Source organism: Armatimonadota bacterium, assembly GCA_016223145.1.
In the GTDB taxonomy this organism is placed as follows: domain Bacteria; phylum Armatimonadota; class Fimbriimonadia; order Fimbriimonadales; family Fimbriimonadaceae; genus Nitrosymbiomonas.
Window position 1 is genome coordinate 135111 of record JACRPN010000011.1, and the last position, 26817, is coordinate 161927.

Annotated in this window: 30 protein-coding genes; 16 read left to right on the forward strand and 14 right to left on the reverse strand. The window is 62.4% G+C overall.

Going from position 1 to position 26817, the window contains the following annotated elements; translation table 11 throughout:
- Nucleotides 1–36 precede the first annotated feature (36 nt).
- Complete coding sequence (locus HZC36_09310; GenBank protein MBI5707170.1) at nt 37–3000, forward strand: alanine--tRNA ligase; 2964 nt, start codon at nt 37–39, stop codon at nt 2998–3000.
- Between the two features lie 143 nt (nt 3001–3143).
- Here HZC36_09310 and HZC36_09315 read toward each other — a convergent pair whose 3' ends face one another.
- The 4 genes from HZC36_09315 to prmC form a co-directional block, all read right to left on the reverse strand.
- Complete coding sequence (locus HZC36_09315; protein ID MBI5707171.1) at nt 3144–3362, reverse strand: hypothetical protein; 219 nt, start codon at nt 3360–3362, stop codon at nt 3144–3146.
- A gap of 4 nt (nt 3363–3366) precedes the next feature.
- Entirely contained in the window at nt 3367–3621 is a 255-nt protein-coding gene (locus HZC36_09320; GenBank protein ID MBI5707172.1) for a hypothetical protein, read from the reverse strand.
- Between the two features lie 196 nt (nt 3622–3817).
- Entirely contained in the window at nt 3818–4018 is a 201-nt protein-coding gene (locus tag HZC36_09325) for a hypothetical protein (protein ID MBI5707173.1), read from the reverse strand.
- A 32-nt stretch (nt 4019–4050) separates the two neighbouring features.
- The gene (gene prmC, locus HZC36_09330) at nt 4051–4881 is read right to left on the reverse strand and encodes a peptide chain release factor N(5)-glutamine methyltransferase (protein ID MBI5707174.1); all 831 of its coding nucleotides are present in this window, start codon (nt 4879–4881) and stop codon (nt 4051–4053) included.
- 25 nt (nt 4882–4906) lie between these two features.
- Here prmC and HZC36_09335 point away from each other — a divergent pair, with 25 nt between their 5' ends.
- On the forward strand, nt 4907–5638 hold the full coding sequence (locus HZC36_09335; GenBank protein ID MBI5707175.1) for a class I SAM-dependent methyltransferase: 732 nt from the start codon (nt 4907–4909) through the stop codon (nt 5636–5638).
- A gap of 237 nt (nt 5639–5875) precedes the next feature.
- On the opposite strand, the gene HZC36_09340 is transcribed toward HZC36_09335, so the two are convergent.
- The gene (locus HZC36_09340) at nt 5876–6790 is read right to left on the reverse strand and encodes an NTP transferase domain-containing protein (GenBank protein ID MBI5707176.1); all 915 of its coding nucleotides are present in this window, start codon (nt 6788–6790) and stop codon (nt 5876–5878) included.
- A 133-nt stretch (nt 6791–6923) separates the two neighbouring features.
- Here HZC36_09340 and HZC36_09345 point away from each other — a divergent pair, with 133 nt between their 5' ends.
- Nucleotides 6924–8144, forward strand: a complete 1221-nt coding sequence (locus HZC36_09345; protein ID MBI5707177.1) for a hypothetical protein — start codon at nt 6924–6926, stop codon at nt 8142–8144.
- A 214-nt stretch (nt 8145–8358) separates the two neighbouring features.
- Here the strand turns inward: HZC36_09345 and HZC36_09350 are convergent, their stop codons facing one another.
- Nucleotides 8359–9711 (reverse strand): PxKF domain-containing protein, encoded by a 1353-nt coding sequence (locus HZC36_09350; protein MBI5707178.1) that lies wholly within the window; start codon nt 9709–9711, stop codon nt 8359–8361.
- A gap of 141 nt (nt 9712–9852) precedes the next feature.
- On the reverse strand, nt 9853–10110 hold the full coding sequence (locus HZC36_09355) for a hypothetical protein (GenBank protein MBI5707179.1): 258 nt from the start codon (nt 10108–10110) through the stop codon (nt 9853–9855).
- Nucleotides 10111–10139: 29 nt separating this feature from the next.
- Between HZC36_09355 and HZC36_09360 the strand changes: the two genes are divergently transcribed.
- A complete protein-coding gene (locus HZC36_09360) occupies nt 10140–11267 on the forward strand; it encodes a hypothetical protein (protein ID MBI5707180.1) in 1128 nt (375 codons plus the stop codon).
- On the opposite strand, the gene HZC36_09365 is transcribed toward HZC36_09360, so the two are convergent.
- Nucleotides 11264–11827, reverse strand: coding sequence for a cell division protein SepF (locus tag HZC36_09365; GenBank protein ID MBI5707181.1), 564 nt, complete (start codon nt 11825–11827; stop codon nt 11264–11266). The two genes, HZC36_09360 and HZC36_09365, sit on opposite strands and share 4 nt — an antisense overlap.
- Nucleotides 11828–11884: 57 nt before the next feature.
- Here HZC36_09365 and HZC36_09370 point away from each other — a divergent pair, with 57 nt between their 5' ends.
- The 9 genes from HZC36_09370 (at nt 11885) to HZC36_09410 (ending at nt 19301) form a co-directional block, all read left to right on the forward strand.
- Complete coding sequence (locus HZC36_09370) at nt 11885–12814, forward strand: ChaN family lipoprotein (protein MBI5707182.1); 930 nt, start codon at nt 11885–11887, stop codon at nt 12812–12814.
- A gap of 64 nt (nt 12815–12878) precedes the next feature.
- Complete coding sequence (rpsU, locus tag HZC36_09375) at nt 12879–13049, forward strand: 30S ribosomal protein S21 (GenBank protein MBI5707183.1); 171 nt, start codon at nt 12879–12881, stop codon at nt 13047–13049.
- 231 nt (nt 13050–13280) lie between these two features.
- The gene (ybeY, locus tag HZC36_09380; protein ID MBI5707184.1) at nt 13281–13739 is read left to right on the forward strand and encodes an rRNA maturation RNase YbeY; all 459 of its coding nucleotides are present in this window, start codon (nt 13281–13283) and stop codon (nt 13737–13739) included.
- Nucleotides 13736–14458: a diacylglycerol kinase gene (locus HZC36_09385; GenBank protein ID MBI5707185.1), complete on the forward strand. Its 723-nt coding sequence runs from the start codon at nt 13736–13738 to the stop codon at nt 14456–14458. Before ybeY ends, HZC36_09385 begins: the two co-directional genes overlap by 4 nt.
- Nucleotides 14459–14522: 64 nt before the next feature.
- Nucleotides 14523–15968 (forward strand): HlyC/CorC family transporter, encoded by a 1446-nt coding sequence (locus tag HZC36_09390; GenBank protein ID MBI5707186.1) that lies wholly within the window; start codon nt 14523–14525, stop codon nt 15966–15968.
- A gap of 188 nt (nt 15969–16156) precedes the next feature.
- Nucleotides 16157–16534 (forward strand): hypothetical protein, encoded by a 378-nt coding sequence (locus HZC36_09395; GenBank protein ID MBI5707187.1) that lies wholly within the window; start codon nt 16157–16159, stop codon nt 16532–16534.
- A 58-nt stretch (nt 16535–16592) separates the two neighbouring features.
- Nucleotides 16593–17183 (forward strand): zinc-ribbon domain containing protein, encoded by a 591-nt coding sequence (locus HZC36_09400; GenBank protein MBI5707188.1) that lies wholly within the window; start codon nt 16593–16595, stop codon nt 17181–17183.
- A gap of 135 nt (nt 17184–17318) precedes the next feature.
- Nucleotides 17319–17729, forward strand: a complete 411-nt coding sequence (locus tag HZC36_09405) for a hypothetical protein (protein ID MBI5707189.1) — start codon at nt 17319–17321, stop codon at nt 17727–17729.
- A gap of 54 nt (nt 17730–17783) precedes the next feature.
- A complete protein-coding gene (locus HZC36_09410) occupies nt 17784–19301 on the forward strand; it encodes a DUF3863 domain-containing protein (GenBank protein ID MBI5707190.1) in 1518 nt (505 codons plus the stop codon).
- Here the strand turns inward: HZC36_09410 and HZC36_09415 are convergent.
- Both HZC36_09415 and HZC36_09420 read right to left on the reverse strand, forming a co-directional pair.
- Nucleotides 19264–19713: a hypothetical protein gene (locus HZC36_09415; GenBank protein MBI5707191.1), complete on the reverse strand. Its 450-nt coding sequence runs from the start codon at nt 19711–19713 to the stop codon at nt 19264–19266. The genes HZC36_09410 and HZC36_09415 overlap by 38 nt on opposite strands.
- Before the next feature lie 88 nt (nt 19714–19801).
- The gene (locus HZC36_09420; GenBank protein MBI5707192.1) at nt 19802–20980 is read right to left on the reverse strand and encodes a DUF2961 domain-containing protein; all 1179 of its coding nucleotides are present in this window, start codon (nt 20978–20980) and stop codon (nt 19802–19804) included.
- Between the two features lie 229 nt (nt 20981–21209).
- On the opposite strand from HZC36_09420, the gene HZC36_09425 reads away from it, so the two are divergent.
- Nucleotides 21210–21758 (forward strand): redoxin domain-containing protein, encoded by a 549-nt coding sequence (locus HZC36_09425; protein MBI5707193.1) that lies wholly within the window; start codon nt 21210–21212, stop codon nt 21756–21758.
- Nucleotides 21759–22150: 392 nt separating this feature from the next.
- Here the strand turns inward: HZC36_09425 and prfB are convergent.
- Nucleotides 22151–23267, reverse strand: a protein-coding gene (prfB, locus tag HZC36_09430; GenBank protein ID MBI5707194.1) for a peptide chain release factor 2 whose coding sequence is annotated in 2 segments (ribosomal slippage) — nt 22151–23194 and nt 23196–23267 — 1116 coding nt in all. Because the reading frame shifts where the segments join, the coding sequence is not laid out codon by codon here.
- A gap of 189 nt (nt 23268–23456) precedes the next feature.
- Here prfB and HZC36_09435 point away from each other — a divergent pair.
- Nucleotides 23457–24089 carry a four helix bundle protein gene (locus HZC36_09435; protein MBI5707195.1) on the forward strand — a complete coding sequence of 211 codons (633 nt, stop codon included), beginning with the start codon at nt 23457–23459 and terminating at the stop codon, nt 24087–24089.
- A gap of 60 nt (nt 24090–24149) precedes the next feature.
- Here HZC36_09435 and fliT read toward each other — a convergent pair whose 3' ends face one another.
- From fliT to HZC36_09450, 3 genes are all read right to left on the reverse strand, one after another.
- On the reverse strand, nt 24150–24509 hold the full coding sequence (gene fliT / locus HZC36_09440; protein ID MBI5707196.1) for a flagellar protein FliT: 360 nt from the start codon (nt 24507–24509) through the stop codon (nt 24150–24152).
- Complete coding sequence (fliS, locus tag HZC36_09445) at nt 24490–24903, reverse strand: flagellar export chaperone FliS (GenBank protein MBI5707197.1); 414 nt, start codon at nt 24901–24903, stop codon at nt 24490–24492. Before fliS ends, fliT begins: the two co-directional genes overlap by 20 nt.
- 109 nt (nt 24904–25012) lie before the next feature.
- A complete protein-coding gene (locus HZC36_09450; protein ID MBI5707198.1) occupies nt 25013–25492 on the reverse strand; it encodes a hypothetical protein in 480 nt (159 codons plus the stop codon).
- A 149-nt stretch (nt 25493–25641) separates the two neighbouring features.
- Between HZC36_09450 and HZC36_09455 the strand changes: the two genes are divergently transcribed.
- Nucleotides 25642–26733, forward strand: coding sequence for an alpha/beta fold hydrolase (locus tag HZC36_09455; protein MBI5707199.1), 1092 nt, complete (start codon nt 25642–25644; stop codon nt 26731–26733).
- The last annotated feature ends 84 nt before the right edge of the window (nt 26734–26817 follow it).

Sequence of the window (26817 nt, forward strand, 5' to 3'; positions counted from 1 at the left end):
GGGAGTTGCCGCTCAAGAGGTACCCTCCTACCTCGAATGACGGCGCGTGAACTGAGAGAGAAGTACCTAGCGTTTTTTGAGTCGAAGGGCCACCAGGTCTACCCTTCGGCCTCCTTGGTGCCGTATGACGCCACCGGGCGGCTCGACGAGTCGCTGATGTTCACCGGCGCCGGCATGGTGCAGTTCAAGCCGTTCTTTCGTGGTGTGGCGCAGCCACCCAGCAAGTGCCTGACCGACGTGCAGAAGTGCCTCAGGACGACCGACATCGAAGAGGTCGGCGACCCGACGCACCTGACCTTCTTCGAGATGCTCGGCAACTTCAGCTTTGGCGACTACTTCAAGAAGGACGCCATTGCCTATAGCTGGGAGTTCTTGACGTCGCCGCAGTGGCTAGGTTTGGATCCTAAGCGGCTTTCGTTCACCGTGTTTGAGGAGGACGACGAGGCCTATGGCTTCTGGGCGGAGCACCTGAGGGCGGCGGGCATCGACCCCGAGACGCGGATATTCCGGCTGGGAGAGGAAACCAACTACTGGCCCGCGGGCGCCTTTTCCAAGGGACCTCCTGGCCCCTGCGGCCCGAATTCGGAGATGTTCTACTGGACTCCGAACGACGAGGACCCGCCCTCGACATCCTCATCAGGAATCACCTCTCCCCTCGCGGGAGAGGTCGGTGAGCGCAGCGAACCGGGTGAGGAGGGATCGACAATGACGGAACCGCCACCCACAACCCCCTCCTCCTCTCGCTCCGCTCCAAGAGGAGGGGGCTATTCCCGAGAGGATTATCTCCGCGACGAGAAGGCCGGCAAGTGGCTGGAGATCTGGAACGACGTGTTCATCCAGTACGAATGGAAGGGCCGGCTGAAGAATCCGGAGCGGCCCTCGGACGGATGGGTGAAGGAGGGAATGGACCCGCTGCCGTTCCAATCGGTAGACACGGGCATGGGCCTTGAGCGCACGATCACTGTCCTGAACGGCACGAAGTCGGTGTATGACAACGACCTCTTTGAGCCGGTGTTTAGGGCGATCAGGTCCGAGGTTCGAGGTCCGAGGTCTGGCGCCGGAACGGAGCGAGACGTCTCGGGACTTGCTTCTGCCGAGCGCATCATCGCCGACCACCTGCGGGCGGCGTGCTTCTGCATCGCCGACGGCATCCTGCCCTCGAATACGGGCCGCGGGTATGTGCTGCGGCGGCTGATCCGGCGGGCGGTGCTGAAGGGGCAGCGGGTGCTGGGGATCGAAGAGCCGTTCCTGCACAATGTGTATGAGGGTGTGGCGGAGGCGCTGGGCGGGCATTACACGGAGCTGGCCGAACGGCGCGAGATGATCGTCGAGACGCTGAGGAATGAGGAGGGGCTGTTTAGGAGAACACTGAAGGAAGGCTTTGGGGTCTTTCTCGAGACCCTGACTGACCATGTAATTCCAGAGATCGCAAAGCGCTTGCACGAAGAAACTGGGACGCGGCATGTGCTTTTCAACCCTCTTGAGCAAGCCGTTTTTCAAACGCAATCCCTCAAGCCGTGGACACTGCAGCTTCATTCAATGGTAGCGTTTCCGGGCCGCTTCGCCTTCCAGCTCTATGACACCTACGGTTTTCCCCTCGAAGTCACCCAAGAGCTCTGCCAAGAAGCCGGGATTGAGGTGGACCTCGAAGGCTTTGAGGCCGCCATGAAAGAGGCGCAGGAGCGCTCGAAGGCCGCGCACTCGGGCGACACGGTGTATGGCGGCGTGACGGTACGCATCGACCTGTACGCGCTTCACGATCACTTGGAAGTGTCGGACGGGTCAGACCCGTCAGACAAGTCCGACGTGACAGACAGAACAGGGAAAGCCATAGGCCCAACACCCACCCTCTTCACCGGCTACCAGGAGACCACCACCCAGGCCAGGATTGTGGGCGCTCTGCCTTTCGTCGATGAGGAACCGACGCCTGGTGCTCGGCTGGTCATCGCCCTCGACCGCACTCCGTTCTATGCCGAATCCGGGGGCCAGGTCTCCGACACCGGGACCATCGAGGGGAGCACTTTCAAGCTCAAAGTGGTGGACCTCATCAAACAGGACGGCGTGATCGTCCACCTCGTCGAGGTGCTTGAGGGCCAGGACTTCGACCTCTCCGGAAAGACCCCCGAGGAAGCCAAGGGCTACCTTCAGGGACTCCTATATGGTCAGCCCGTGATCGCCCGCGTGGACGCCCCACGACGACGCGACATCGCCCGGAACCACACCGCGACCCACCTGCTCCACGCGGCGCTTCGCAGCGTTCTCGGCAAGCATGTGACCCAGGCGGGGTCGCTGGTCAGTCCCGAGCACCTTCGGTTCGACTTCACCCACGGCAAGGCGATGACGGCGGAGGAGCTGGCCCTTGTCGAGCGGATGGTGAACGACCAGATCCTTCAGGCCGACGCGGTAAACATCCACATGGACGTGCCCATCGCGGAAGCCAAGGCGAAGGGCGCTATGGCGCTGTTCGGGGAAAAGTACGGCGACAAGGTGCGCGTCGTGGAGATCTCGGGGAGTCTCCCTCCCCCTGCCCCTCCCTCATTTTCGCAAAGCGAAAACAAGGGAGTGGCGGGCGCCATCGCGCGGCTACAAGAGCAGCTCCGAGAAGAGAAGAAGCGCGTGGAGCGCCTGCGCGCTCAAGGGACGGACAGCCAGCAGGCCGCGACGCTCGACGTGAAAGGCGTCGAATTGGCCATTCAAAAACTGGATGACGGCGACATGAAGGAAGCGACGGCGGTGGCTGACCGATTGGCCGACGCGCAACCCAACCGCGTTGTTGTAGTGGCGTTGGCGGCAGATGGCAAGGTGAGTCTGGCCGTCAAGGTCGGCGCAGAGGCCCAGGCCAAGGGCGCGCACGCGGGCAACCTGGTGCGCGAGTTGGCGAAGCGGGTGGGCGGCGGAGGGGGCGGACGTCCGGACTTCGCGACCGCCGGCGGGAAGGACGTGGCGGCCCTCGAGGGGGCACTGAGGGATGCGTCAGGGCTGTTGGCGGCTCAGCTCTAGCATTCTGCCTACTTGATGGTGGCGCTTGGCGGTGGCGCAAGTTGAAGCTTGCTCGCCCTGAAAAGGCGGGCTGAAGCGCACCCTCCATCCGGATCGATCTAGGGGACGCCCGGTCTCAGACCAGTCGGCGACCGGTTCGCCGCTTATTCTTCGGCGTCGTCGATCGCCAGGTCTTCGTCTTCCAGGACCTCATCGAGCCCGCCCGTGGGCGTGGCTGCAGCCGGAGTCGTCGGCTCAAGGGAAATGAAGGCGATGTTTTTGGTCTTGCGGTCCGGGCAGTTGTTGCAGACGAACTCCGCCTTCACCCCCTGTAGCCACGAAGGCACTTTGTCCATCACCCTGCCGCACGAACATTTGACCATATTATTAAGACTCCACTTCTTCGAGATACTCGTTGTAATGCTGAACCGTTTGCTTGTGGCTCAGCCAGCCGTTGACGAACATGACCACGGCGCTGCCCAGGTAGATGAGGACCAGACCGCCCTCACGCTTCTGGCCCGGATCGCGAACGGCGTTCTCGCCGACGGCTAGGCCGTACGCTGCCACCAGCACCAGGATGCCCGTGATCCAAAAGTAGGTGTTCTTCCACCAGACGGGCTTGGGGGGCGGCTTCTCGCTCATCGGCGCGTGATTGTACCCGGGCGCCGGGAGAGGAGGAGGATGGAAGGGTTGAGGGAAGGGGGTGTGGATGAAGAGATGAGGAGATGAAGGGATGAGGGGCGGTGCGTTCTCCGGCCCCCTGGTCCCTCTGTCCTTCGGTTCCTCGGTCCTGCGCGGGCACGGAACCCGCGGCTACGGGATTCCCGTCCCTCCGCACCTATACTCGGATATCCAGAAGCTGCCCTACGCCTTCCGACCGGTTGGACTGGGCCTCGGCTTCCTTCCTCTGGGCTTCCATCAATCGGCGGAGGAGCTGCGCCTGGGGAGATTCGACAGCGTCGGACTTGGGCGTCGTCGCGGGCTGCGCGCCGCCGATATTCAGGTGTGGGTTGGTGGAGCCGGTGCTTCCGACGTTCATCGATATTCGTATCGGAAGGAACCGCGATTTCCTCAGTTTTGCAGCTCAAACGCGAGCACTCGGACAATGCCGGAGAGGTCTCTGGTCGCCTCGACGAGCCGCCAGCCCGCCTCTTGAAAGAGGCCTTGAACTCTCAGTTCCTGGCCAACCCCGATCTCGACGATCAGCCGGCCACGGGAGTTCAAATGGTCCGGCGCCTCGGCCGCCATCCGCGCGTACACCTCGACACCCGTGGGCCCGGCGAAAAGGGCCTCTCTTGGCTCGTGCAGGCCGACCTCTGGCATCAAAGACTCCCCGTGGGCGACATAGGGCGGGTTGGAGACGATGAGGTCGAATTTCAGCCTCTCGAACCTCCCGAAGAGGTCGGATTGGACGAACTGCACGCTGCCCGTTCCGAGTCGCTTCGCGTTTTGCTGAGCGATCGCGAGCGCCTCTTGAGAGATGTCGGCTGCCCAGACCTTCCAGTCGGGCCGTTCGAGCTGGAGGGTGATCGCGATGCAGCCGCTGCCCGTGCCGATGTCCAGAACCCGGATTTCGTGCGCTTCGGAAGTCAACCGCAGGCATGCTTCGACGAGTACCTCGGTCTCCTGGCGCGGGATCAGGACGGCGGGCGAGACCTCAAAATCACGCCCAAAGAACTCGCGAAACCCGATGATGTAGGCGAGCGGCTCGCGTCTTTCACGCCTGCCCAAGAGGCTGTCGAGAGCTTCCGCTTCAAGCGAAGTTTCAGGGTGGGCGAGCACCCAAGAGCGGTTTTTGCCCAGAGCGTGCGCGGCCAGGAGTTGGGCCTCGAATCGCGCCGATTCGATACCGCTCGCCGCGAGGCGGCGCTCGGCCTCGCTCAGCCACTCCTGGAGGGTCATGGTGCGATTGTGGCAAAGTAGGAGGGTGTCCGGTTTCGACCCTGTAGCGCCGTTCTACGATGAGCTGATGCGCGTCGTGCCGTATGGCATGTGGGCCGACTACTACAAGCTCCTCCTCGCGCGGCAGGACGTTTATCCCGAGCATCTGCTCGAGGTCTGCTGCGGGACGGGCAAGGTCGCCGAGGAACTGGTGAAGGAGGGCTTTCAGGTCAGCGGGTTTGACCTCAGCGCTCCGATGGTGGATGAAGCGCGGCGCAAGGCGGCCTCGAAAGGTCTTGACATCCGCTATGAGGTGATGGACGCTGCGACCTTCGACATGGGGCGGACCTACGACGCGGCGTTCTCGTTTTTCGATAGCCTGAACTACATCACTGACCCGTTCGCGTTCGCCAAGGCGATCAAGCGGGTTGGCGCGCACCTGCCGAGCGGGGCCTCGTTCATCTTCGACCTGAATACCGCCTACGCTTTTGAAGAGCGGATGTTCGACCAGCGCCAAATGCACCCCGCTGCAAAGCTGCGCTACCAGTGGAGGGGCGACTGGGACCCCGAGACCCGGCTGATCCACGTGACGATGAAGTTTTGGCGAAAGGGGGAGGAGTTGGAGATCGTGCACGTGCAGCGGGCGCATTCCGACGAGGAGGTCCGGGGGTCTTTGGAGGCGGCAGGATTCGGGTCGGTCGAGGTGTTTCACAGCTACACGCTGGACCGGCCGAGGAAGAACAGCGATCGGGTTCATTACGCGGCGGTGAAGCGGTAGAGGTTAGGGAGGGGGCCAGCCGGGAGATAATGGGGTGAAGAGAGGATAGGGGGCCGAGCGAGATGCGGGCTGAAGCCCGCTCGCCCTGAAAAGGCGGGGTGAACCCCGCCCTTCATCCACACCGCCAACCGCTATCCGCTCACGACCCCCGCCCACTATCTCCTGCGCGAGCTGTAGCCCGCTCTCCGTTTCCCCTTCTCCCCGGTTCTCCTACTCCCCGACTCTCCCTCTCCCCGCCTACCGGATCTCCCCAATCAGATCGCCGTCGGCTTGGACCTCGCCGCTCAAGACGCAGTGCCGAATAGCGCCGGAAATCCGCACGCTGGCCCCTGGGAGCACCGTCGTGTCCTCGATCAGGGAGCTTTGAACGGTGGCCCCTGCCCCTACCACCACATCCTTCCCAATCGTGCTCTCAACCTGCGCGAAGGCGTCGATCAAGTGCCCGCCCTGGGTGATCGAGCGAGATGTCTCCAGAAATGAATCCAGCGTGCCCGTGTCGAACCAGTGCCCCTCGTTCTTTCCGGCCAGCACGGTCTTGCCCCGATCGATGAGCATCTGGATCGCGTCGGTGATCTCGTATTCCCCCCGCGCGCTCGGCTTCAGGTCGGGAAGCACCTCCCAGATGTCGGGCCGGAAGAAGTAGAGGCCCGCCATCGCGTAGTTCGATTCCGGCTCCTGCGGCTTCTCCACGAGCTTGACGATGCGCTCGCCGTCGAGGTTGGCCACACCGAATCGGCGTGGGTCCTCGACCCACTGCACCAAGTTCAGGTTCGCTGCGCCGCTGTCGAGAAACCTGGCGGCATGTCCGGCAAGGCTTTTGTCATACACCGCGTCGCCCAGATACATCGTGAACGGCTCCTCCCCGCAAAACTCACGGGCAAATCCGAGCGCGTGCGCCAGCCCTTTAGCCTCCACCTGCCGCACATACTCCAATCGAAGCCCAAACGCCCGCCCCGAACCCAGCGCGGCCCTGAGCTGCGGCTCGTTCTCGCCGACGACGATGGCCGCCTCTTCAACCCCCATTTCGCGAAGGCGGTCGAATGCATAGGCGAGCGTGATGCGGTTGCAGATCGGGAGCAGAGGCTTCGCCACGCTGAGGGTTGCCGGATAGAGCCGCGTTCCTTTTCCGGCGGCAAGTACGACGGCTTTCATGAGCCTAAAGGATATCCCAGGCGCCCCTGCTCTCGGGCGGAGCGCCCTGTTGCGCTAAGGCTTATCCGACCAAAAAGTCGCAATTTCCGATCGGCCCCCCAAGGTTCGCCCAAAGGAGGGCTAAAATGGCCCTATGCCCCGCGCCATGGATGGCCTTCGGGTTGGTCTCGTTACTCTGCTTGCTTGGATAGCGGCCGGGTGCGGCTCGTCTCCTCCCCCTCCCTATCCCCAGTGGTCTCCCGCGCCTTCGGCCGAGGGTGCGACCGGGCGCTTCGCCGAGTACCAGCGCGCGGCCGAAGAAGCGGAGAGAGCCGCAGGCAAGCTCGGCGGCAGAGTCAACTTCACACCCGGAATGAAGCGCGAGCTGCGAAACCGTCTGGCGCCGTCGATGGCGCGGGTCACTCAGACGGCATCGGACGGTTCCTTCGGGTTTGTCGCACGAGGCCCCTTTGAGTCGGCACCCCACCAGAAAGGTTGGTGGCTGCTCGGGCAGGCTTTCTCCTGGCGAATCGAGGCGGCCGTTGCTCGCGAAGACTATGAACGGGCGGTACAGGACGCCCTGGCGGCAACCCGATTCGGTTTTTCGCTCTCAGCGGGATCGGCTACCGACGCCGGCCTGGGCTTCACCATTGTCGACCGGGCCCGGCGGGCCCTCGCGCCGGCGCTTCCCCGAATGGGCGCCGGGCAACTGCAGTCTCTGGCAGCCGGTCTGGGCGCGATTCTGGAGCAGCGGCCCTCGATGGCTGCGACGGCGGCCAACGAACGGCTGAACATGCTTGCGGCGGTGCAGACGGTTCAGGACCTCTATCGCGATCAAAACCTGAAGGCGTTGACACGCTCGCTCGGGCCCGACGTCTCCGACGCCGTCACCTATCTGGAGCAGCTTCGGCCGAAGGACGCCTCGAAGCGGCCCGCTTACTTTGAGGGGTTCGCCGCCGAGGCGGAGCAGGTTAGCGCCTGGAACGCCAAAATCGCCCCCCTCGACGCCGCCGCGCGCAAGGAGCAGGGGGATCCGCCTTTGGGAGAGCACCGGCCTTGGAGGCGGCTTGCGCGGCACTTTTTCGGCGCGATGAAGCCTCTCTTCTCCATGCGGGATGCCACGCTGGCACGTACAAGGATGCTCGCGCTGGAGGCCCTCATCCACAAGTCACTGAAGGTGACGGGCACCGCGCCGAAGGACCTCAGTGGATTCCCCGAGTCGATCGTCGAGGACCCTTACACCGGGCGCACCCTGGCTTACCGTGCAGAGGGCGCCGACTACCGGCTGTATTCGGTGGGAGAAGACCTGAAGGACGACGGCGGCGAAACCAACGACACGTATTCCTCGCCGGACCTCAGGGTCGAGGCGGACTGAACCCAAATAGGCCGAAGCCCGCCTCTCGAAGCAGGCTGCGTCACAGTGTGTCTGAATTGCCTCCGCCTCTTCCGAGGCGGAGGCTTTGAGCCCGGTGATGCGCTGTTGAAGCCTCCACCTCGGAAGAGGCGGAGGCATCCAGGCCCGCTACCGTCACGAACGCTGAGTCAGCTTCGAATCCGAGGGGCGGGCAACGCTTTTCCCTTGCGGGGCGCTATTTCCTTAGCGAGATGAGCACCGTTCGTTCGATGCCGTCTCCCATATCCACCCGGAGCCGCCAAGTGCCTTTGGAAAGGTGGCGCGTGCCCAGATTAAAGATGTACTTGCCGTCGTCGTAGCGGAAGGTATTGCCGTCGTCCTCGCATGAGGTGGAATCGGCTTCTTCCTCAGTCCCGACGATGCCGTCAATAACCTTGGCGACGTAGAGGTGCGCCTCAAGGTCCGTGATCCCCGCGCTCGCGCCAGTCAAACGGAACTTCACTGGAATCGTTCGCCCAAGCTTGAAGACCGACGTGCCGTCCATGTTGATGGGCTGAAGGAAACCGGACCACGAGTAGCCCGCTTTGACCCACATCAGGGCCTCATACCTGCCCAACACCGAGTTGTATCCGGTTCCGGAAACGTAGGTGTTGGGGCCGTCATGCCAGATGCCCGTCGCGGTGGACCAGGTGTAGTCCGCGGACAGGAAGCTGCCGAGGTTCGTGTACGACGCGGCTGTTCCCGACCAGAGCGCCGCAGACTGAACGCCGCCGATCACGGCATAGCCCACCTGCTGGCCCGCATCCACGGCTGAAGCAGAGGAATAATCGGCGCCGGCCGGATTGAGGTCGACCCAGGACGCGGCAGATCCGGACCAGAGGCCCGCATGCGGCACGCCAGAGAAGGAGCCAAAGCCGACCTGCTGTGCGCCGTCGGTCCCAAAGGCCTGCGAGAAATCCGACCCGGCTGGGCTCAAGTCGACCCATGAGGCTGCGCTGCCTGTCCAAAGGCTAGCGCCAAGGAACCCGGCGAACTCGGAGAAGCCGACCTGTTGGCCGCCGCCTGCGCCAAGCGCGTAGGACATCTCGGTCGGCAGTCCAGGGTTCAGATCGACCCAGGACGCAGCCGTGCCGCTCCAAAAACTCGCGTGGGCAACACCTCCAGCGTCGGCGACTCCGGCTTGGGTCGATCCGTCCGCCGCCAAGGCTTGAGACCAGGCTGAGGCGAACGGGTGCAGGTCCATCCAGGAGGCCGCTGTGCCACCCCAGAAGCTGGCATGCTCGGATCCGGCGACTTCGGCGGAGCCGACCTGCATGCCTGCGTTCACGCCAAGAACAGCGGAATAGAGGGAGCCCGCAGGATTGAGGTCCACCCAACTAGCCGCAGAACCGTTCCAGAGGCTGGCGTGGGGATAGCCGGCGAAGGCCGCGTACCCTCCCTGCTGTCCTGAGTTCGTGGCCAGCGCCTCCGAGAAATCTGCCGAGGCTGGGTGCAGGTTCACCACCGTCCATTGAGCTTGCGCGCGTCCGGCCAGACACGCTGCGGCCACCGCAAGCGGCGCCAAGATGAGCTTCTGAGTAAGTCGCATTGGTCTCTTTCCCTCCAGGTTGTGCGGCCCACATGCCAGGTACCAGGCACTCCTTGCAGGGCGCAGCAACCCTTTTATTCTTGCCCAGGTTCACCGCAATCCTTACGGGGAAGCCACTTCCTGGTATTTCTGCTATGGTTTCTACTCAGGAAGCACCCAGGGCTCCCGCTGCGGCTGGCGGCGTGTGGGCCTGGTGGCGCGTGGGGCGCCTGGAACTCTGGACAGGGCATCGATTCTTGAGCGCACCAGGCGTTCCCGGAAGTCGTTGAAGGAGCAGATCGCCCGAACGCCCATCACGTTGGCGACCGTGATCGCGCCTCCCCAATCGGCGGGGTTCAGCTTGTCGTCGAGGCAGCGGTCGGCCTCAGCGTCGTATCGGGCGCAGTCTTTGCACAGCACGGGTAGGCTCCTCAGAATGGTGACTGGCGATGGAGGGTAGGCAGGACAAGGGCCAACGGCGGGCGGCAGCCGCGCTGGCGGCTGCCCTTCTGGTTGCTTCAGCCTGGGCGTCTCCCATACAGACCTCCACGATTTCGTTTCGCAAGGGGACCTTCACCGTGCGCACGCCGATCGGATCCACGTCGGTTCCCATCGCGGAATCGAAACGCCAGGCTACCCAACCCACCTCGACGAATGTCAACCGTATCCTCTTTCGAAAGGACGACGCCTATGCGGTATGGGATAGCCGCGGGCTGAGCATCCGGAAGGGAAAACAGGCGCTGACGACTCGTCTGCAGGGCCTCAGCGTGACGCCAAAGCTCTTCACGACCGACGAGATTCTGGCCAACCGGGCTTGTTTCGCACTTGGTCTGAGGTCGCCGTTCGCCAGCAAGATCTCCGGCGCAAAGAGGGTCGGCGCGGCCGTGACCTTGTTGGCCCGGTGGGAAGACTTCTCCGGCGCGCCGTGGCTCGAGGCCCTGATCGAGGTGGACCTTGCCGAGCCGAAACCGCACGTGCAGCTTCTTGGGGCGTTTGAGGGGCTATCCGTGGGTCCCGAGGGCGAACGTCTGCGGCTCGACGGGACGATGTTGGCGGCGCTGACGCGGCGAGCCGACGGATCCTGGGGAAAGGCTACGTGGGACCCCAGGCTAGCCAGATTCGACTTTCAAGCGATGGGGGAGAACTTGGCCGACTTTGCCTTTCTCGGGCCCCAATCCGGCTACGCGTACGAGCGGACCGGATACGGTTCGACGCTGCTGTCCCGGTTCCACTTTCCAACCGCCGCCAAGCGTACGTTGATGGAGTCGCGTGGTGAGATCAAGCTGCTCGACCCCAAGGAGCCTTGGCTTGCCCTGGCGCGTGAGGAGAACGGCTTATGGCTGCACAATCTTGATTCAGGTTCCAAAGTGCTATTGCCTTCGGGCGGCCTGGTCCGGCGCACAAGCCTCGGGCTCTTTGTGGCCTCGCCGCTGCCGAAGCCGGAATCGGCGGCGCTTTACTCACTGGACCGGTTCGAGCGTGTGGCGCTGTGGTCTCCGGACATCCAAAAGCAGCAAGACGCCGCCGCCCGCAAAGGCAAGCACACGCCCTCGAAGCGCAAGCGAAAGAGGCACTAGCCTCCTTTCGCCAAGGAACCGCCCAGCGCCTCGACTGCACCTGACACGTCCTCGATCGCAAGCGTGATCTCGTCGAAGAGCTCCTGAAACTCGTCCTTTGCCGACCCCTCCGCCGCTAGCCGCAGGCTGTCCGCGATTTCCTGGGCCTCGTCGAGGTCGCGCCTGGCGTTGCTGGCGAGCTCGATCATCGCCTTGACCTGGTTCTCATAGTTTTTCAGGTTCTCTCTCACGGACTGGACCGATTCCGGCATGTCGTCGTAGTCCGAAACGCTAGCCCCGGCGCTGTCCAGAAAATCCACAAGGTCGTCGAGTGCGGCGCGCAGATCGGTTTTGTTCGGCGCGCGATCCCGAAGCTTCAGCGCGTGCTCATAGGCCCCTTGAATGGTCTCGGAGGCGGCGCCAAGCTGAAAGTCCCCGCTCCTCAGCTTCTCATAGACCGCTGTCTCGCGCGTGACCTCCCCGCCCTTGCCCTGGCGTTCGAGCTTGCCGCCATCTTTGGGACCCTGCGCGCACCCGAGCAGGCCAAGCACCGCCAACAGACCTAGCCCCCATGCTCTCACGATGCTGGATGCTACCCCGCTTGACACGGCGGCATCCCAGATGGCGACAATGCATCTATGCTTTCTCTCGCAACGCTTTCTGCCGGCGCCGCTTTGGCGCTTGGGGTTCCCCAGCAGCCGGGGGCGGCGGCCCAACAAAAGGAAGCCCCAAACCCGCTCACCCTCGCCATCGGCCGGCCCGGACAATTGGTGGTGAAACCGGGCGAGATCATGGACACACGCTCCAGTCGCTCAGCCACGATCGCCGACATCGTGAAGGCGGCGGAGGGCAAGAGGTTTGTTTATCTGGGTGAAAGCCATACCAACGCCCAGCACCACCAGATGCAGGCCGATGTCATCGTCGCGCTGGCGAAGTCGGGACGCCAGGTGATCGTCGGCTTCGAGCAGTTCACCCGGCCCGTCCAGCTTCAGCTCAACCCATGGACCCTGGGCTGGTGGAGCGAGGAGCAATTCATCAAGAACGCCGACTGGAAGGGGCAGTGGGGCTATGACTACGCGTTCTATCGCCCGATCTTCGAGGCTACCAAGCAGTACCGCCTGCCGATGGTGGCGCTGAATGTGCCGCGAGACTGGGTGCGCGCCGTGGGCCGTGGCGGACCGAACGGGCTTCCCGCGGATGCCAAAAGCCAAGTGCCTGAACTCGACGTGACGAACAAGGACCACCGCGAGGTGTTCTTCGCCATGATCGGCGGCCACCCGCCCGGAAGCAGCACCCAAATGGACAACATGTACTCCGCGCAGGTGCTCTGGGACACCGCGATGGCCGATTCGGCGCTGAAGTACCTGGCCCAGCATCCCACGACCTCGAACACGGTGTTCGTGGTGATTGCGGGCTCCGGGCACGTGATGTACGAGCAGGCGATCAACTACCGGATCTTCAAGCGCACGGGCGAGAAAGGCGTGACGGTGGTGATGGTCGGCGGCAAGGAGCCGGTCACCGTCTCCCGGGGAATCGGCGATTTTGTGTTCTGCGGAGGGAGTGAGTAGGGATAAGTTGCCGGATCGTGCCGATTTAGGCCATAATAGACCCTTGTCGGAGGAATCCTAAGGTTTGGTCTACGTTCACGTTCAATCCAACGAGTCGATCGACGCGGCGCTGAAGCGCTTCAACCTCAAGCTTCAGCAGAGTGGCGTGCTTCGCGATTTGAAGGAGCATTCGCACTTCGAGAAGCCCAGCGAGAAGAAGCGCCGCATGCGCCGTCGCCGCGTTTCCCGGCAGTAGACTCCCTCCAGTCGGATCGCCTTGTGCCGACGATTGAGAGCAATGGAACCGGAAAAAGCCGAGCCTCCCTCCTCGTGCCGGCTTTTGTCATCCCAAGATGTTGGACGCCCCGCGTGGTGGGCGGCCCCCCGAATTGGCTACGCATGCGCATTCCGGTTTGGCGCGCACCCCGGCGAGTGATCGCCCACGCGCCCCCTTCCTATGGAACCCCCCAGTAGCCCTTCGATAGACGTGTTGAACCGATCCGGCCTTGAGCCTCCCCTCGAAGCCCTGCTCGCCGGGGCGCGCACGGCCTTGAGCCTCCACGGGATGAGCCTAGGCGAGCTCTGCATCGTCCTTACAACGGATGAGGAGATCCGCGACTTGAACGCCAAGCACCGAGGCATCGATGAGGCCACCGACGTGCTCACCTTTCCCCCAAGCGAGCCCGCCAGGCTGGCAGGCGCCCTGGGTGACCTGGTGATCGCCGTGCCCTTCGCTGGCCGGCAGGCAGAGCACAGGGGGGTTGCCCTCGACGTCGAACTCGGCTATCTCGCCATCCACGGTGCGCTGCACCTGGCGGGCTTCGATGATGAGTCCGATGTCGATCGGAGGGCAATGCAACTGGAGATGGCGCGCATCGCGGGATTGGCGGGGCTGCCGCAAGACCCCGATTGGACGACCCTCACGGTCTCGGAGGCCATGGCGTGAGCCTCGAACAGAAAAAGAGCGCTCTCGAGCCGCTCCGCGTGGCCATGCGCGGCCTGATTTACACCTTTCGCACTCAGCGCCACATGCGCATCCACATCTACGTGGTGCTGACGGTCACACTGCTTGGCCTCTTTTTGGGTCTGCGCCTGAACCAGTTGATGGTGCTTCTGTTCGTCATTTCGCTGGTGCTTGTCGCCGAGATGTTCAACAGCGCGATCGAGGCGACCGTGGACCTCGTTCAGCCGCAATACGACCCCAAAGCAAAGTTCGCCAAGGACATCTCCGCGGGCGCGGTGCTCATCACGACCCTGATCGCCATCGTCATCGGCACGCTGATGCTGCTTGAAGAGCGCCGCTGGGAAAGGCTGAAGATGATCTTCAGCTCACCTGAAGGCTTTGGCACGACGGTGACCGTGCGCGCAATCCTCGGCATCTTCCTCACGGTGATTTGTGTGGTTATCGGCAAGGGCCTCGGCAAGCGGGGCCAGGTGCTCAAGGGTGGCCTGGTCAGCGGGCATACCGCACTGGGCTTCTTTGGCGCGGTGACGGTCATCTTTGTGGCGGACAACGCGCTGGTCTCGGCGCTGGCCATTTTCCTCGCGCTACTCATCGCGCAGAGCCGGTGGGAGGCCAAGATCCACTCGATGTTCGAGATCACCCTTGGCGCAGCGGTGGGCACGATCCTCGCCCTCATTCTCTACGGGCTCATCCCCAAGTGACGTGATGAAAGAGCCTAGACCGCCCAAAGACGTCGCGCGCAATCGCACTCAGAGGCCATCCCCCATGAGGCTGCTCCCCATGGCGGCGGCAGTTGCCGTCGCGGTCCTCTGGATCTCTGAGGGACCCAACTCTTCCGGCGCCGTGCAGGCTGCGGCGCCGCCCTGGCCCGCGACTCCCGGCGCGCTGGGCGCGGCTCTCATCGGCATCGCGGCCCTGATGCTCCTCAATGCGATCCTCATTGCAGCCGAAGCCGCCCTGGAACTCCTCAGGCCGGGGCACGTTCGGCACATCCGCGAGACCAACGAGCGGCGCGCCGACCGGCTTCAAGCCCTGATCGACGCGCGGGCCAGGCATCTGGCGGCCTGCTCTCTTGGCAGCCACATCATCCGGCTCGTGATCGCGTTCATCACCTTCTGCTGCGTCGCTCCGTGGGTTCAAGCATGGGGCATCGAGCGCTTCGGATGGGCCGACGACGCGGCCTCCTTCTTTTGGTCGTTCACCCTCGCCATGGCCCCGATCGGGTTCATCCATCTCATCTTTGGCGAGCTGCTGCCCAAGAGCTACGCGGTGCTCCACCCACACCGTCTGGCATCGGTCCTGAGCACGCCGATCGTTCTGGCCTCGGCTCTGCTTTCTCCCTTCGCGATGGCGCTGACCGCCATTGCCGGGCTGATCACTTCTAGATTTGGCGGCAAGGCCAGCTTCAGCATCCCCAACCAGGCCGAGGAGGAGATCCTCAACCTGGTCGAGGAGGCTCAAGAACAGGGCGAGATCGAATCTGAGGAGCGTGAGCTGCTGCGCTCCGTTTTCGATTTCACCGACACCGTCGCGCGCGAAGTGATGACGCCCCGCGTGGACTTGGACGCGCTGCCCGTGAGGACCGACCCGATGGAGGTAGTGCGCCTGATCCAGGAATCGGGGCACTCGCGCATCCCCCTCTTCGAGGAGACCGACGACCAGATCGTCGGCATCATCCACGCCAAGGACCTCCTGCTGGCGATGCTCGGCGGCAAGGCCCCCAATCTGCGATCGCTGATGCGCCCGGCACTGTTCGTCCCTGAAAACAAGAACCTGTATGACCTGATCACCGAGATGCGCCAGCAGCGCACCCAGCTCGCCATCGTCCAGGACGAATTCGGCGGCACCGCCGGCATCGTGACGGTGGAGGACATCGTCGAGGAGCTTGTCGGCGAAATCGTGGACGAATACGACGTAGAGGAACCCGAAATTCAGCCTTGCAGCGAGGGCGGCTGGCTGATCGACGGCAAAACGCATGTCGATGACGTTTCCGAAACGATCGGCGTCGAGCTCTCAAGCGATGAGTTCGACACCTTGGGCGGGTATGTTTTCGGCCTGTTTGGCAGGCAGCCTCAGCTTGGAGAGGAGATCGAGGAAGCTGGAGTGCGGTTCCTGGTGGACCAGACCGATGGGCGGCGGATTTCGCGGCTCAAAGTGCAGCTTGCGTCTCTCGGTGAGGACAGTGGCGCGATGGCCGAAGAAGCCATGTAGCGCTTCGGCTCGTATACCGCGCAATCAAAGGCTCGCATTGCCAAGCCCAGCGGGCCGAATGGTGAAAGCAAAGGGCAACGCCCTGGAGCTTGGGAGCCAAACCCACCTTCTCTATCACCAACAGGCCCAAGGGAATACACTGGGCCCGAAGGGCCGCACTAGCGGGACTCTGGGAGGCAACCACCGCCGTGGCAACACTGGACCATGTACGGGCAATCGCAAAAAAGCTCACCGGAACCGAAGTCTCCGAGGGGGAGCGGTTCGGGCTCTCGGTGCCGGTCAAGGGGAAGCTCAAAGGCTACGTCTGGGCCTGGATGGAGCGTGCGGACCCGAAGAAGCCCAAGGTCGCAAACAACGCTGTGCTGGCGATCGTGGTGCCGAACCTGACCGCCAAGGAACTGGTCATCGCAGCGAGCCCGGAAAAGTTCGTCGACGATCCGCACTACAACGGTTTTCCGGCGGTGCTTGCGCGCATTGAAGCGTTTGAGCCTGAGGAGCTCGAAGACCTGATCCTGGAAGCCTGGAAGGCAAGAGCGCCTAAGAAACAGCGAAGGGAGTTGGAGTAAGTTGACCACGCTGTCTTTGCGCCTGATCTGCCTCAACGCCTGAAGAGACGAACTGCCAATGCGATACAGCGATCTGACCCGTTTGCCTACCCCGAACATCCCGGCGGACCTGGTGCCGCATCCTCGTTACGAAGTTGGAATGAAGAAAGGCAAGCAGGACATACCACCCGATGCATGGGGCCACTGGAGATACAACTCCAGCAAGGTCTTTCCCCAAAGCGCGATTCGTGCAAACCCCGAGAAGCAAAGAGGCTACGCTGTCGACGTCGGCTATTACGTTGACTGCTTGCAGGGCTGTCGTGTCTGCGGCCGCCCGTTCGTCTTCTTCGCCGAAGAGCAGCGCTACCTGTATGAGGTCCTTGGGCTTCCGGTGGACCGATGGTGCCTGCGATGTGTCGAGTGTCGAAAGGCTTACAAGCATGTCCAGGGGAGGTTTCAGCGGTACTCGCGGCTCGTGGCGATGGAGAAGCTCAGTGACAAGGATCTGGCCACGCTCGCGCTGGACACGCTATTCCTCTGGGAGCAGGGTCTGATTCAGAACCGAGATACCCTCAATCGGGTGAAGAACCAAGCGCTGAAGCGCATACCGAACCGTCGGATTGCGAAGGAAATAGTGGAAGCGGCCAATCGAGCAAAAGCTCTTGAGTGAGACCCGGCCACGTGGGTTGTGACGTTCGTTCCCAGATACTCAGGCGCTCTCAGGAAGTTTCATCCGTGATGCAAAGGTCTCTCCGTTCAAAGACAGCCAGGAGGCTGCGAGCGCGCTGCCAGCCATAATCGCACCATGGCGTCGAAGTGGGCCATGCGGTTTATGTGGACGGTCTTGGCGGCCACCGGCATGTTCGCAGCGTTTGTCGTTGGAGATTATCGCGGGCGGAGCATCCAGATTCAAAAGGAGGCGCGCCGCGACGTGGATCGGCTTTACAGGTATTTGCGAAACGGAGACATCGAGGGTGCGTACCGGGATGGGCTGCTGCACTCCGAGTCCAAGGAGTCCGCCTCGGAAGTGCAGGCAAAGTGGGGGAAAGCCCTTGAATCTCATGTAGATTGGCAGCGTGTCGGGCCGTTTGGCCTGCCGGTGTTCTTCAGCCTTTCCGTGAAACGGGAGAAGGGGCTTACCACGGAGTTCGTCACGCGCCATTGGGCAGGTGGACCGGCGCTGGATCTTGGAGCCGAGGTCAGAGAGGATAAGTGAAGCAGGTTGGCCCTGCTTACCGGATAAGCTCCCGTTTACCGAAGGAAATCAACCGTGACCCGACGAACCCTTATCCAGACTGCAGCTTCGGCAACCGGCATCGCCAAAGTCCTCCCGGCCCTGGCAGTTGATTGTCCCGACCCTCGACTTTCGACCTTCGACCTTCCGTCCCCGACCCTCGTCCCCCAACCCTCCCCCCTCGACGGCCGCCGGATCCTCACCTTCAACTCCGTCATCCGCGTCAACCAAATCGAGGTCACGCGGACCCAGAACGAGGGCTTCGACGAATACGACCGCCACACCCCCGAGAACATCATGGCCCTGCGCGAGGCCTTCGCCGAGGGCTGGCCGGGCGCGGCGATGACCTGGGCGCTGAGTTGGCGCGCCCTGCACGATCAGCGCCCTAACTACGTCGCCGCCAGGAGGCTGGTCCGCCAGTTCCACGACGAGTACGGCGACGACGTCACCTTCATCCCCGGCGCCTACTTCGCGAACATGTACAACACGCGCGAGCAGGTGAACCGCGACATCCACGAGGCGCTGGCCAAGCTGCCCGAGTTCATGGGCAAGGGCTACCGGCCCAAGAGCCTGCTTGCCGGGTTCCTTGCGGCGGAGAACCAGAAATACCTGGCCGAGCAGGAGGGCATTCACGTCTGCCAGGGCAACATTTGGAGCCAATTCGGCATCGACAATGGCGACGGGGACGGGGCTCCGAGCTACCCCTTTTATCCCTCGACCGAGCACTTTTGCAAGCCGGCGCAGAGCAAGAAGGACCTCATCGACTGCGTCAACCTCGACGGCTGGACCGTGGATTTCCTCTCCGCCCGGCGGCTGGGCCTGGGAGAGTACACCGTGGACGGTAAAAAGAAGGGCTACAACAGCCGCTTCGGCGTCGGTCCGATCGAGACCATCGGCTGGTATGGGCCGGACAAGGGCCTCGAGGCGATGCTCGCCTGCACGGGCGTGCACTTCGACACCGGTTTCAAGCTGAACCAGTGGGCGTGGGTGACCAACTGCTGGGAAGTCTCGCTGGTGCCGCAAGTGAAGAACCTGAAGGTGCTCACGAAGTGGCTGCGGGGGATCCGCGAGCGCTGGCCGAACGCGGAATGCCTGACGCAAGGCGACTTCGGTGCAGCGTGGCGGAAGCAGTACAAGGACAACTCTGGCCTCGACTATCGCTTCATGGAACGAGGGTCTGGCCTTGGCTGCAGCGACGCGAACCTGGAGATCAAGTGGTATATGAACCCCACCTTCCGGTTGGCGCTGTTGAGGGATTGGAAGGAGGGTTTGTCGGTAGCCGCGGGTTCCGTGCCTGCGTCCGGTGCGCTTGGACCCTGGCGCGTCATCGACTTTACGCGCTACGACATCCCTGCCCACGAACCCAAAGACCTCGGCCGCAACTGGAGCCTGATGGGCGAGATCAACCAGAAACAAACCCGACCACAGGATAAGCCGCGTTTGTTGGAGGAGCTCTCGACGCAAGATCGGGAGTTGATAAGGAAGGTGGTGGGGGATTCGCTGAGGATTAGCCTGATCAATGGTCAGTCGTCGCGCTGTCGATCATCGCGATGAAGTCGACAAAGGTCGTGTGCTCCTCGATCAGCCGGGCAGCAAGGTCGTCGTCCACTTTGAACCCAAGCTGACTCTCGATCGCCAGCAGAATCTCCACCTCGTTGAGATCGCCGTACCTGAGCACGAACATCAGCTCGACCGGATCGAGCGGGTGAAAGGTGCTCCCCTTGGGATAGGCGTGGTCGACGACAATCGCCTCGATCTTGCGCCGAATCGCCACATCGTAGGGGTAAGGAGACCAGGTGGACTCGGGCACGGGACCGCGATCAATCGCTTGCTCGACCAACGCCTTCTCGACCTTGACTTGCTGAGCGTATCCGGCAATCCACCCAACGATCGGGATCTTGAAGAACCACCTAGATCGTTGATCGGGGCCTGGCGGATCGTGCAGCAAGGGGAAAGACTCGACCAAGGGTTGTATCGAAGTTTACGCGATCGGATCGCACTCCCAAGAGCGAAGCCTTAACACTTGCGGTTGCGAAATCAGACCACCCCCGCCCCTACTCCCTCTCATTTCCCCAGAGTTTGCCGCCGCCGCGGGATTTGCGCCAGGCGTCGCGCCAGCGGTGCACGTCGACCGTTGAAATCTCCGGCATCGGCTTGCGGTCCTCTACGCTCGGTAGCGGCGGGAACGGTTTGGAGGGCAGCGTCTGGTACCAGTACGCCACGCTGGCAAGCTCCATGCTCAGCACGTTTCCGTGGCCGTGCTCGATGCTCGCGCGCAGCGACTTGCTGAACCGGATCGGGTCTTCGATATGGAAGCGGTACACGTGCGTGCGGCCGAGCCACCCAAAGAGCGGGCTGTCGTTGTGCCGGCCGGGCGCGCGCGCCGTGCCGAAATAGGGGTGCAGATAGTGCTCGTCTGGACTCCACGACTGGTTGAAATAGTCCTCCGTGCCGGTGCCGTGGGCGCTGCCGGGCCAGGGCTCGCCGTCCACCAGGAACATGTCGTCGCCTTCGCCGTACCAGATGGGAGTGGGGCAGTGGATGTAGTAGTTGACCCCGACGAAGTGGCCCTTTCCCTCGGGATCGCAAAACCGAAAATTGGACTCATCGGTCGGGTTTTTGGGGGGCTTGCCGAAGATGCCCCATTCATTCTCGATGTCGCCCTGCTCGGATTCGGGCCAGGTCACGGCCTGGTTGTATTGGGCGTGGAAACGTCCCATGTTGTTCGGGTGGTTGGGGTCGGACGTGTCGGACCCGTCGGGTAGGTCGGATTCGTAGGTTTCATAGTCCACGTAATAGTAGAAGCAGCCCACGTCCTCGGGTCCCTGGTTCTCCACCTCGATGCGCGCGCCGTTGCCAAAGGGCATCGGGAAGTAGCAGACCAGCGCGTTGCCCTCCTTTGGCGCGGCGGCCAGCGGCAGGCTGACGAAGTTATATTTCATCCCCCAGCCCTGGCCGAAAAAATCCCCTATCGGCGATTCGACGCTGGGGTGCTCTTGGCCATCCCAGAAGCACCGGAAGACCAGGTTCTTGCGTACGAGCGGGTCGTTCGAGGCGATCGTGATCCAGATGTGCTTGACGATGCCCGCGCCCTGCATCTCGGCCATCGTGAACGTCGAGCCTTTGGGGATCGGCACGTAGTCGCCGTTTCCGCCGGTGCGATCGTAGCTGGAGATGCGCTTGGAGCGGGCGTCGACGAGTTTGGCGAGGTTGGAAAGGGGGCCTTGGCTCATGGCTGGTTTGAGATTCGCCGCGAGGGGCTCCCGTCCTGCCAGTTACCTTGAGGTTTGTCTCAAGGGGCTGCTCGGTCGAGCGAGCGGTCGTTTCCGGCGGAGCCAGCGGCAGCGAAATTGACTGAAACGACAGATACAATTGCACGTTTGACCCCGAGGCCGGGCATCATTGTTTATGCCTTTGGCCATCGCCGCAAGTGGGGTGCGGCTGTCCTCAATAGTCCTTGCCATGAATACGCTCAAACTCGTCCTGCTCGTCGGTTCCGCCTTGATTGCCTTCGGTGCGATTGCGCAACAGTCTCAGCGCAACCAGAACCTCAAGGCGCCCGAACTCGTGGGCTCCACTTGGATCAATGCCGCAGCCGACAAGGCGCCGACCCTGGCCTCGCGCAAAGGCAAGGTCACCGTCGTGCACTTTTGGACCTTCGCCTGCTCAAACTGCAAGGCCAACCTTCCGGCTTATGGCCGCATCTATGCGAAGTTCAAAGCGCAAGGCGTCGAGGTCATCGGGGTGCACACACCCGAGCTTGAGATTGAGAAGAGCACCGCCAACGTGAAGGACGCGGTTGCCAAATACGGCATCAAGTACCCCGTGCTTGTCGACACCGACGCCCGCAACTGGAACAATTGGCGCCAGCAGATGTGGCCGACGGTCTTTGTGATCGACGCCGACGGCTACGCGACATTCCGGTGGGAAGGCGAGCTGGCATGGCGCGGCGCCAACGGCGAACAGCAACTAGATCGTGCCATCAAAGCGGCGCTGAACGTCAAGCGCTGAACGCGTCTCGATTGCCCTAGGTCGCCCTTACAGGGCTCGTTTGGTTGGGCTGCCGATTCCAGGGCTCCGCCCTTCGCTGAGTTAGGTTGGCCCTTTGGGCCAAGCGGGAAGTTTGGGTGGAGGGGTGGGTGGCGACCCGTCCAGGGGTGTCGCTGCGCTCAACCCCTGGCTACTCTCTTCTGACCCCGTTGGGGTCACCTCTAACAACACAGGTCCAGCAACCCACAGTCACGCCCACACACACATCCACCACAGGGTCACGCAAGACGTCAGCCGATGACCCATCACCGACTCACTCCTCTCACCGACTCACCCGTTCTCCGTCTCTCCTCACCACCGTTTCACCCACTCTCCCTCTCCCCGTCTCCCACTCGAAGTCGCCAACGCAGAACCTACTCCACGTAGGCGCCCTCTTCGGGCTTCTGCTTGAGAAATGCCTCGATGAAGGGGTCCAGGTCGCCGTCCATCACGCCGATGATGTTCCCGGTCTCGCACCCCGTGCGGTGGTCCTTGACGAGCGTATAGGGCTGCATCACATAGCTTCGGATCTGGCGACCCCACTCGGCGGGGCCGATCTCGCCCTTGATCTCCTTCATCTTCTGCGCGGACTGGGCGCGCTCGTATTCCTGGAGCCTGGAGAGCAGCACGCTCATCGCTGCAGAGCGGTTCTTATGCTGGCTGCGCTCGCTCTGTGCGAACACGGTGATGCCCGTGGGGATATGGGTGATGCGCACGGCGCTCTCGGTCTTGTTGACGTGCTGGCCGCCCGCACCCCCCGCGCGCAGGGTCTCCTGCTTCAGGTCGTCCGGATTGATGGCGACTTCGCCCTCTTCCACCTGCGGCAGAACCTCGATGCGCGCGAAGCTGGTGTGCCGCCGCGCGGCGGCATCGTAGGGCGAGATGCGCACCAAACGATGCACCCCGTTCTCCGACTTCAGGTACCCATAGGCGTAATCGCCCGTCACCGAAAAGGAGATGTTTCGGTAGCCGGTCACGTCGCCCGGGGTCTCGCTGAGAAGTTCCAGCTTGTACTTGTGCGTCTCGGCCCAGCGTTCAAGCATCCGGTAGATCATGGATGCCCAGTCGCATGCCTCGGTTCCACCTGCGCCGGCGCTGATCTCCACGATGGCGTTGCGTGCGTCGTGCTCCCCGGAGAGGAGGGTCTTCAGCTCGTAGGCATCTAGATCCTTCAGGAACTGGCGCGCCATGTCGTCGGCCTCCTTCTCGAATTCGGGAGAGGGATCGGCCGCGATCATCTCGTAAAGCTCGGCGATGTCGCGCTCGGTCTTGGCGAACTCCTTGTAGGGGTTCAGCAAGTTGCGAAGCCGGGAGAGCTTTCGCTGGGTCTTGTTGGCGATCGCCGGATCATTCCAGAAGTCCGGCTGGGTGGTTATTTCCTCGAGTTCCTTGACGTCGTGTTCCAGTTGAGGGACGTCAAAGATGCACCGCGATAGCGTCCAGGCGCCGCTTGGCGTTGGACAGCGCTTCATGCTGTTCGGGGGAGAGCATGCCGGGGAGGATACCTTTTGGGGAAGGTGCTAGAGGGAAAGGGAGAGAGGGAGAAACGGAGAAACGGGGAAACGGGGAAGGGGGAAACGGAGAAACGGGGAAGGGGGAAAGGGAGAAACGGAGAAACGGGGAAGGGGCGACACGGGGAAAAGGGGATGACCAGAGGAGAGTGTGTTATCATCATGTGTTATGGCAAGATCGTGGCCAGAGGGCTTCTGGGTATCGAAGTTTCGCTTGAAGGACGGGCGTACGCGAGCAGTGCTGGGATGGAAGGACCCAACTGGCAGGCCACAAAGAAAGGAGTTTTCGGCGAACGATCCCGACGAACTGGATGGGCGTATCGAGGCTTACATCGCCTCATTGTCCATACCGGAGTCCGTTCTTGAATATGCACCTGACACCCCCAGTTCTTTTGGAGCGAGAGAGCGGCAATCGGATTATGTGGCGACACACCGGGACCTAAGGGTCTATCAGCGCGCTATCGAGCTTTCTCAGGAAGTTAGGAAGGTCGTCGGTTCGTTTCCGGCCGATGAGCGATTCAGCCTCTCGGATCAGTTCCTTCGTTCCTCCCGATCGGTGTGTGCCAATCTCGCGGAGGCTTGGCGTAAGCGGCGATATCGGGCTGCCTTTGTCAGCAAGTTGTCGGACGTGGAAGGCGAATGCGCGGAAACCCAAGTTTGGGCCGAGATCGCATGGCTTAACCACTATTGCTCTGAAGAGCAGTTCAGAGCATTGTTCGTTGGCTACGAGGAGTTGATCCGCTCTGTCGTGAACATGATCTCCCACTCAGACAAGTGGACGACTTTGCCAAAACCGCGATAGCTTCAGTGCTCACCCACTCACCGTCTCACCTTTTCTCCCACTCACCGTTTCTCCGTCTCCTCAATGCCTGCCGTCCATCGAGTTGGCAAAGCCCACGGCAGACTTCAGGTAGCTGGTGGTGGCGGTCTTGCCGCGTCGGCCGGATTCGAATTCGTTCATCGCAAGCGTACGCCAGTCGGAAAGGAAGCCGACGATGCGGCTCTCCACCTGCTGGATGCGCTCAACCGCCGTTCGGTTCTTGGCGGAAAGAGAGAGACGTCGGAGTTCGGCGATGATCGCGTCCCTCTCGGCCAGGAGCGCCGATGACTCCGGAAACTGCTCGTTGCGTAGAGCCTCTTCGAGGGTCAGGGTGACCAAGAGCAGGCGTTCCACCGCCGCGGTGGCGGCGCGATCGTCGGCCTCAGGCGGCAAGCCGCTCAATTTGCTGCTCCTCGCCGAATTTCAGCGATGCCTGAAGGTGCGACCAACTCTCTCTCAGGTCGCTCATCACGCGGATGCTGCGCTCGATCGCGGCGACGTCGTCGGACATGTTGGCCTTGACCAACTCATCCACAACGTAGCTGTAGAGGGAGAACAGGTTCTTCGCCACTTCGCCGCCGGCCTTCATGTCCAGGCAGCTCATGAGCTCCAAGACGATGCGCTGGGCCTTCTGCAGGCTCGCGTTCTGCTTTTCGAGATCGCGCTTGGCCATGGCGTGCCTTCCGGCCTCCATAAAGCGCAGCGCGCCGTCATACATCATCACGATCAGTTGAAGAGGCGAGGCGCCGGTCACGGCGCTCTTTTGGTACTCGTGTGTGAACCTTGCGTGAGCCAAGTTTTCGATCTCCCCCGGAAGGCAGTCAAGACAGGCTTGATTATTGGCGGCGGCAATTGGATTTGCAGGGAGAGGAGTTCAATCGAAGCCAAACGGGACAACGGCCATATCAGGAACCGGATTGTTCCTTCCCGTCGATCGCGTATTCCGAGGGCTTCATGAAGACCGCGATCACGATCAAGGTCAGCAACACCCACGCCACAGGGATCATCCAGCCCCAACTCGCCGGATAGTCGGGCTGCGGGGCGTCCGGCACGCCGACGAACGCCATCACCTGCTGAATCCGTAGATACAGGAACACGCCCGAGCACACCGACCCGGCCAAGAACCCCGCTGCAGCCGGGAGGCCATAGATCCGGGTCGTCACCGCACCCATGATTGTCGCGGGCGCCAGCCCGATCGCAAGGCAAAGCTCCAGGGTCTTAAGCACAAAGGTGTCTTGGAACAGGAAGAACGGCCAGACCACCAGCGCCCAGTTCACGAGCGACACCACGACGAAGCTCGAACAGCCAAACAGCATGACCGTGTCCAGGTCGTGCCCGCGCTTGACCGGTTTTTCCAGCTTTTCGTCCGTGCCCGAAGTGTGCATGCCGCTCCAGGTCCATCTTACTTGAGGCGTTCGCCCGCTTCTGAGGGAACAGGGATTTGGGCTCAGAACGAAAGCACGCAAGGATGGGGTCACAAGCACTGGGCCGCATCCCTGCGGCCACTGGCTCCGTAAAATCCTGCAACACTGGCATGAATGCAAAGCACCGATGGAGGAAGCGATTGATCTGGATGCTCGCCATTGTCTGCGTGTACCTTCTGGCCTGCTTTGGTCTCGCCTATCGTTACGTTCACCCCTCCAGAACGCTTTCGACAAAGCCTCCTAACGCCGAATCGCTCTCCATACCTGGCCCCGTTGCTGACATCCCGATCTACTGCACGTCCGGGCTTGCTGCAGGCCGGCCCAAGAGCCAGGTTGTTTACATCCTGGTTCATGGTTACGGTGGGAATCGTGATAGTTGGGCGCAGACCCTTGAAGACCTTGAGGCCAAGGGGTTCGAGGTCGTCGCTCCGGAGATGCCCGGTCACGGCTCGAATCCGGACGGGACCGTGGGGTTTGGGCTGAAAGAGGCGCGATGCGTGGTTGCGACGGCCCGGTGGGTGCGGTCGCGGTTCGCCTCCGAACTGTCCGAAGAAGGCCAGATAGCCGAGTCGAAGGGGCCGAGTGAAGGGATGAAGAGATTAAGGGATGAGGGGCAAGGGACCCCCTCACCGACTCACCCTATCACCGACTCACCGACTCACCCTCTCTCCCATTCCCCGACTCCCCGTTTCCCCGTTTCCCCGTCTCATCCCGGCGCCCCCTCATCTCCCAAAGAGCCCCGCATAGTCCTCGTAGGGGTCTCGATGGGCGGCGCGGCGTGCTGGATCGCCTCGGGTCTTGAGCCTGATTGGTTTCAGGCGGTCGTCACCGAGGGCGCCTTTGCCCGCCTCGACTGGGCCTCGGACCGCTGGTTCGCCATGCTGCTTCCTGCCGGGCATGTGATCCTGCGGCCCGTCCGGTGGTTCGCGGAAGCGATGTCCGGCGTTAGGACGTCGTCGATCGCTCCCGTCACCGATGCGGCGAAATGGAGGGGCCGTCCAGCGCTAATAATCCAGTGCGAGTTCGACTCCTTGATCGAAGCGCGGCACGCCGAAGCCCTGGCGCAGGCCACCGCAGCGCCGGTGTGGACCGTTCCTGCGACGGGCCATGCGCAGGGCTATTCGGCCGCACCTCAGGACTACCTGAAGCGCTTGATTGCCCTCGGCGAGGGGGTTTCGCCCAATCTCGAATCCGGCCCATAGGCCCGGTTCCATCGAGCGAGTACGGGAACCTCTGGTATCCTTCCTGTGTTTTGCGGTTTGAGGGAATTCAAGAGCCCCTCGAAC

Bases quoted from the DNA above. Each gene is read 5' to 3' on its own strand.
- HZC36_09310 (MBI5707170.1), top strand. From the start codon at position 37: ATGACGGCGCGTGAACTGAGAGAGAAGTACCTAGCGTTTTTTGAGTCG.
- HZC36_09315 (MBI5707171.1), bottom strand. From the start codon at position 3,362: ATGGTCAAATGTTCGTGCGGCAGGGTGATGGACAAAGTGCCTTCGTGG.
- HZC36_09320 (MBI5707172.1), bottom strand. From the start codon at position 3,621: ATGAGCGAGAAGCCGCCCCCCAAGCCCGTCTGGTGGAAGAACACCTAC.
- HZC36_09325 (MBI5707173.1), bottom strand. From the start codon at position 4,018: ATGAACGTCGGAAGCACCGGCTCCACCAACCCACACCTGAATATCGGC.
- prmC (MBI5707174.1), bottom strand. From the start codon at position 4,881: ATGACCCTCCAGGAGTGGCTGAGCGAGGCCGAGCGCCGCCTCGCGGCG.
- HZC36_09340 (MBI5707176.1), bottom strand. From the start codon at position 6,790: ATGAAAGCCGTCGTACTTGCCGCCGGAAAAGGAACGCGGCTCTATCCG.
- HZC36_09345 (MBI5707177.1), top strand. From the start codon at position 6,924: ATGCCCCGCGCCATGGATGGCCTTCGGGTTGGTCTCGTTACTCTGCTT.
- HZC36_09350 (MBI5707178.1), bottom strand. From the start codon at position 9,711: ATGCGACTTACTCAGAAGCTCATCTTGGCGCCGCTTGCGGTGGCCGCA.
- HZC36_09360 (MBI5707180.1), top strand. From the start codon at position 10,140: ATGGAGGGTAGGCAGGACAAGGGCCAACGGCGGGCGGCAGCCGCGCTG.
- HZC36_09370 (MBI5707182.1), top strand. From the start codon at position 11,885: ATGCTTTCTCTCGCAACGCTTTCTGCCGGCGCCGCTTTGGCGCTTGGG.
- HZC36_09390 (MBI5707186.1), top strand. From the start codon at position 14,523: ATGAGGCTGCTCCCCATGGCGGCGGCAGTTGCCGTCGCGGTCCTCTGG.
- HZC36_09400 (MBI5707188.1), top strand. From the start codon at position 16,593: ATGCGATACAGCGATCTGACCCGTTTGCCTACCCCGAACATCCCGGCG.
- HZC36_09405 (MBI5707189.1), top strand. From the start codon at position 17,319: ATGGCGTCGAAGTGGGCCATGCGGTTTATGTGGACGGTCTTGGCGGCC.
- HZC36_09420 (MBI5707192.1), bottom strand. From the start codon at position 20,980: ATGAGCCAAGGCCCCCTTTCCAACCTCGCCAAACTCGTCGACGCCCGC.
- HZC36_09425 (MBI5707193.1), top strand. From the start codon at position 21,210: ATGAATACGCTCAAACTCGTCCTGCTCGTCGGTTCCGCCTTGATTGCC.
- HZC36_09435 (MBI5707195.1), top strand. From the start codon at position 23,457: ATGGCAAGATCGTGGCCAGAGGGCTTCTGGGTATCGAAGTTTCGCTTG.
- HZC36_09450 (MBI5707198.1), bottom strand. From the start codon at position 25,492: ATGCACACTTCGGGCACGGACGAAAAGCTGGAAAAACCGGTCAAGCGC.
- HZC36_09455 (MBI5707199.1), top strand. From the start codon at position 25,642: ATGAATGCAAAGCACCGATGGAGGAAGCGATTGATCTGGATGCTCGCC.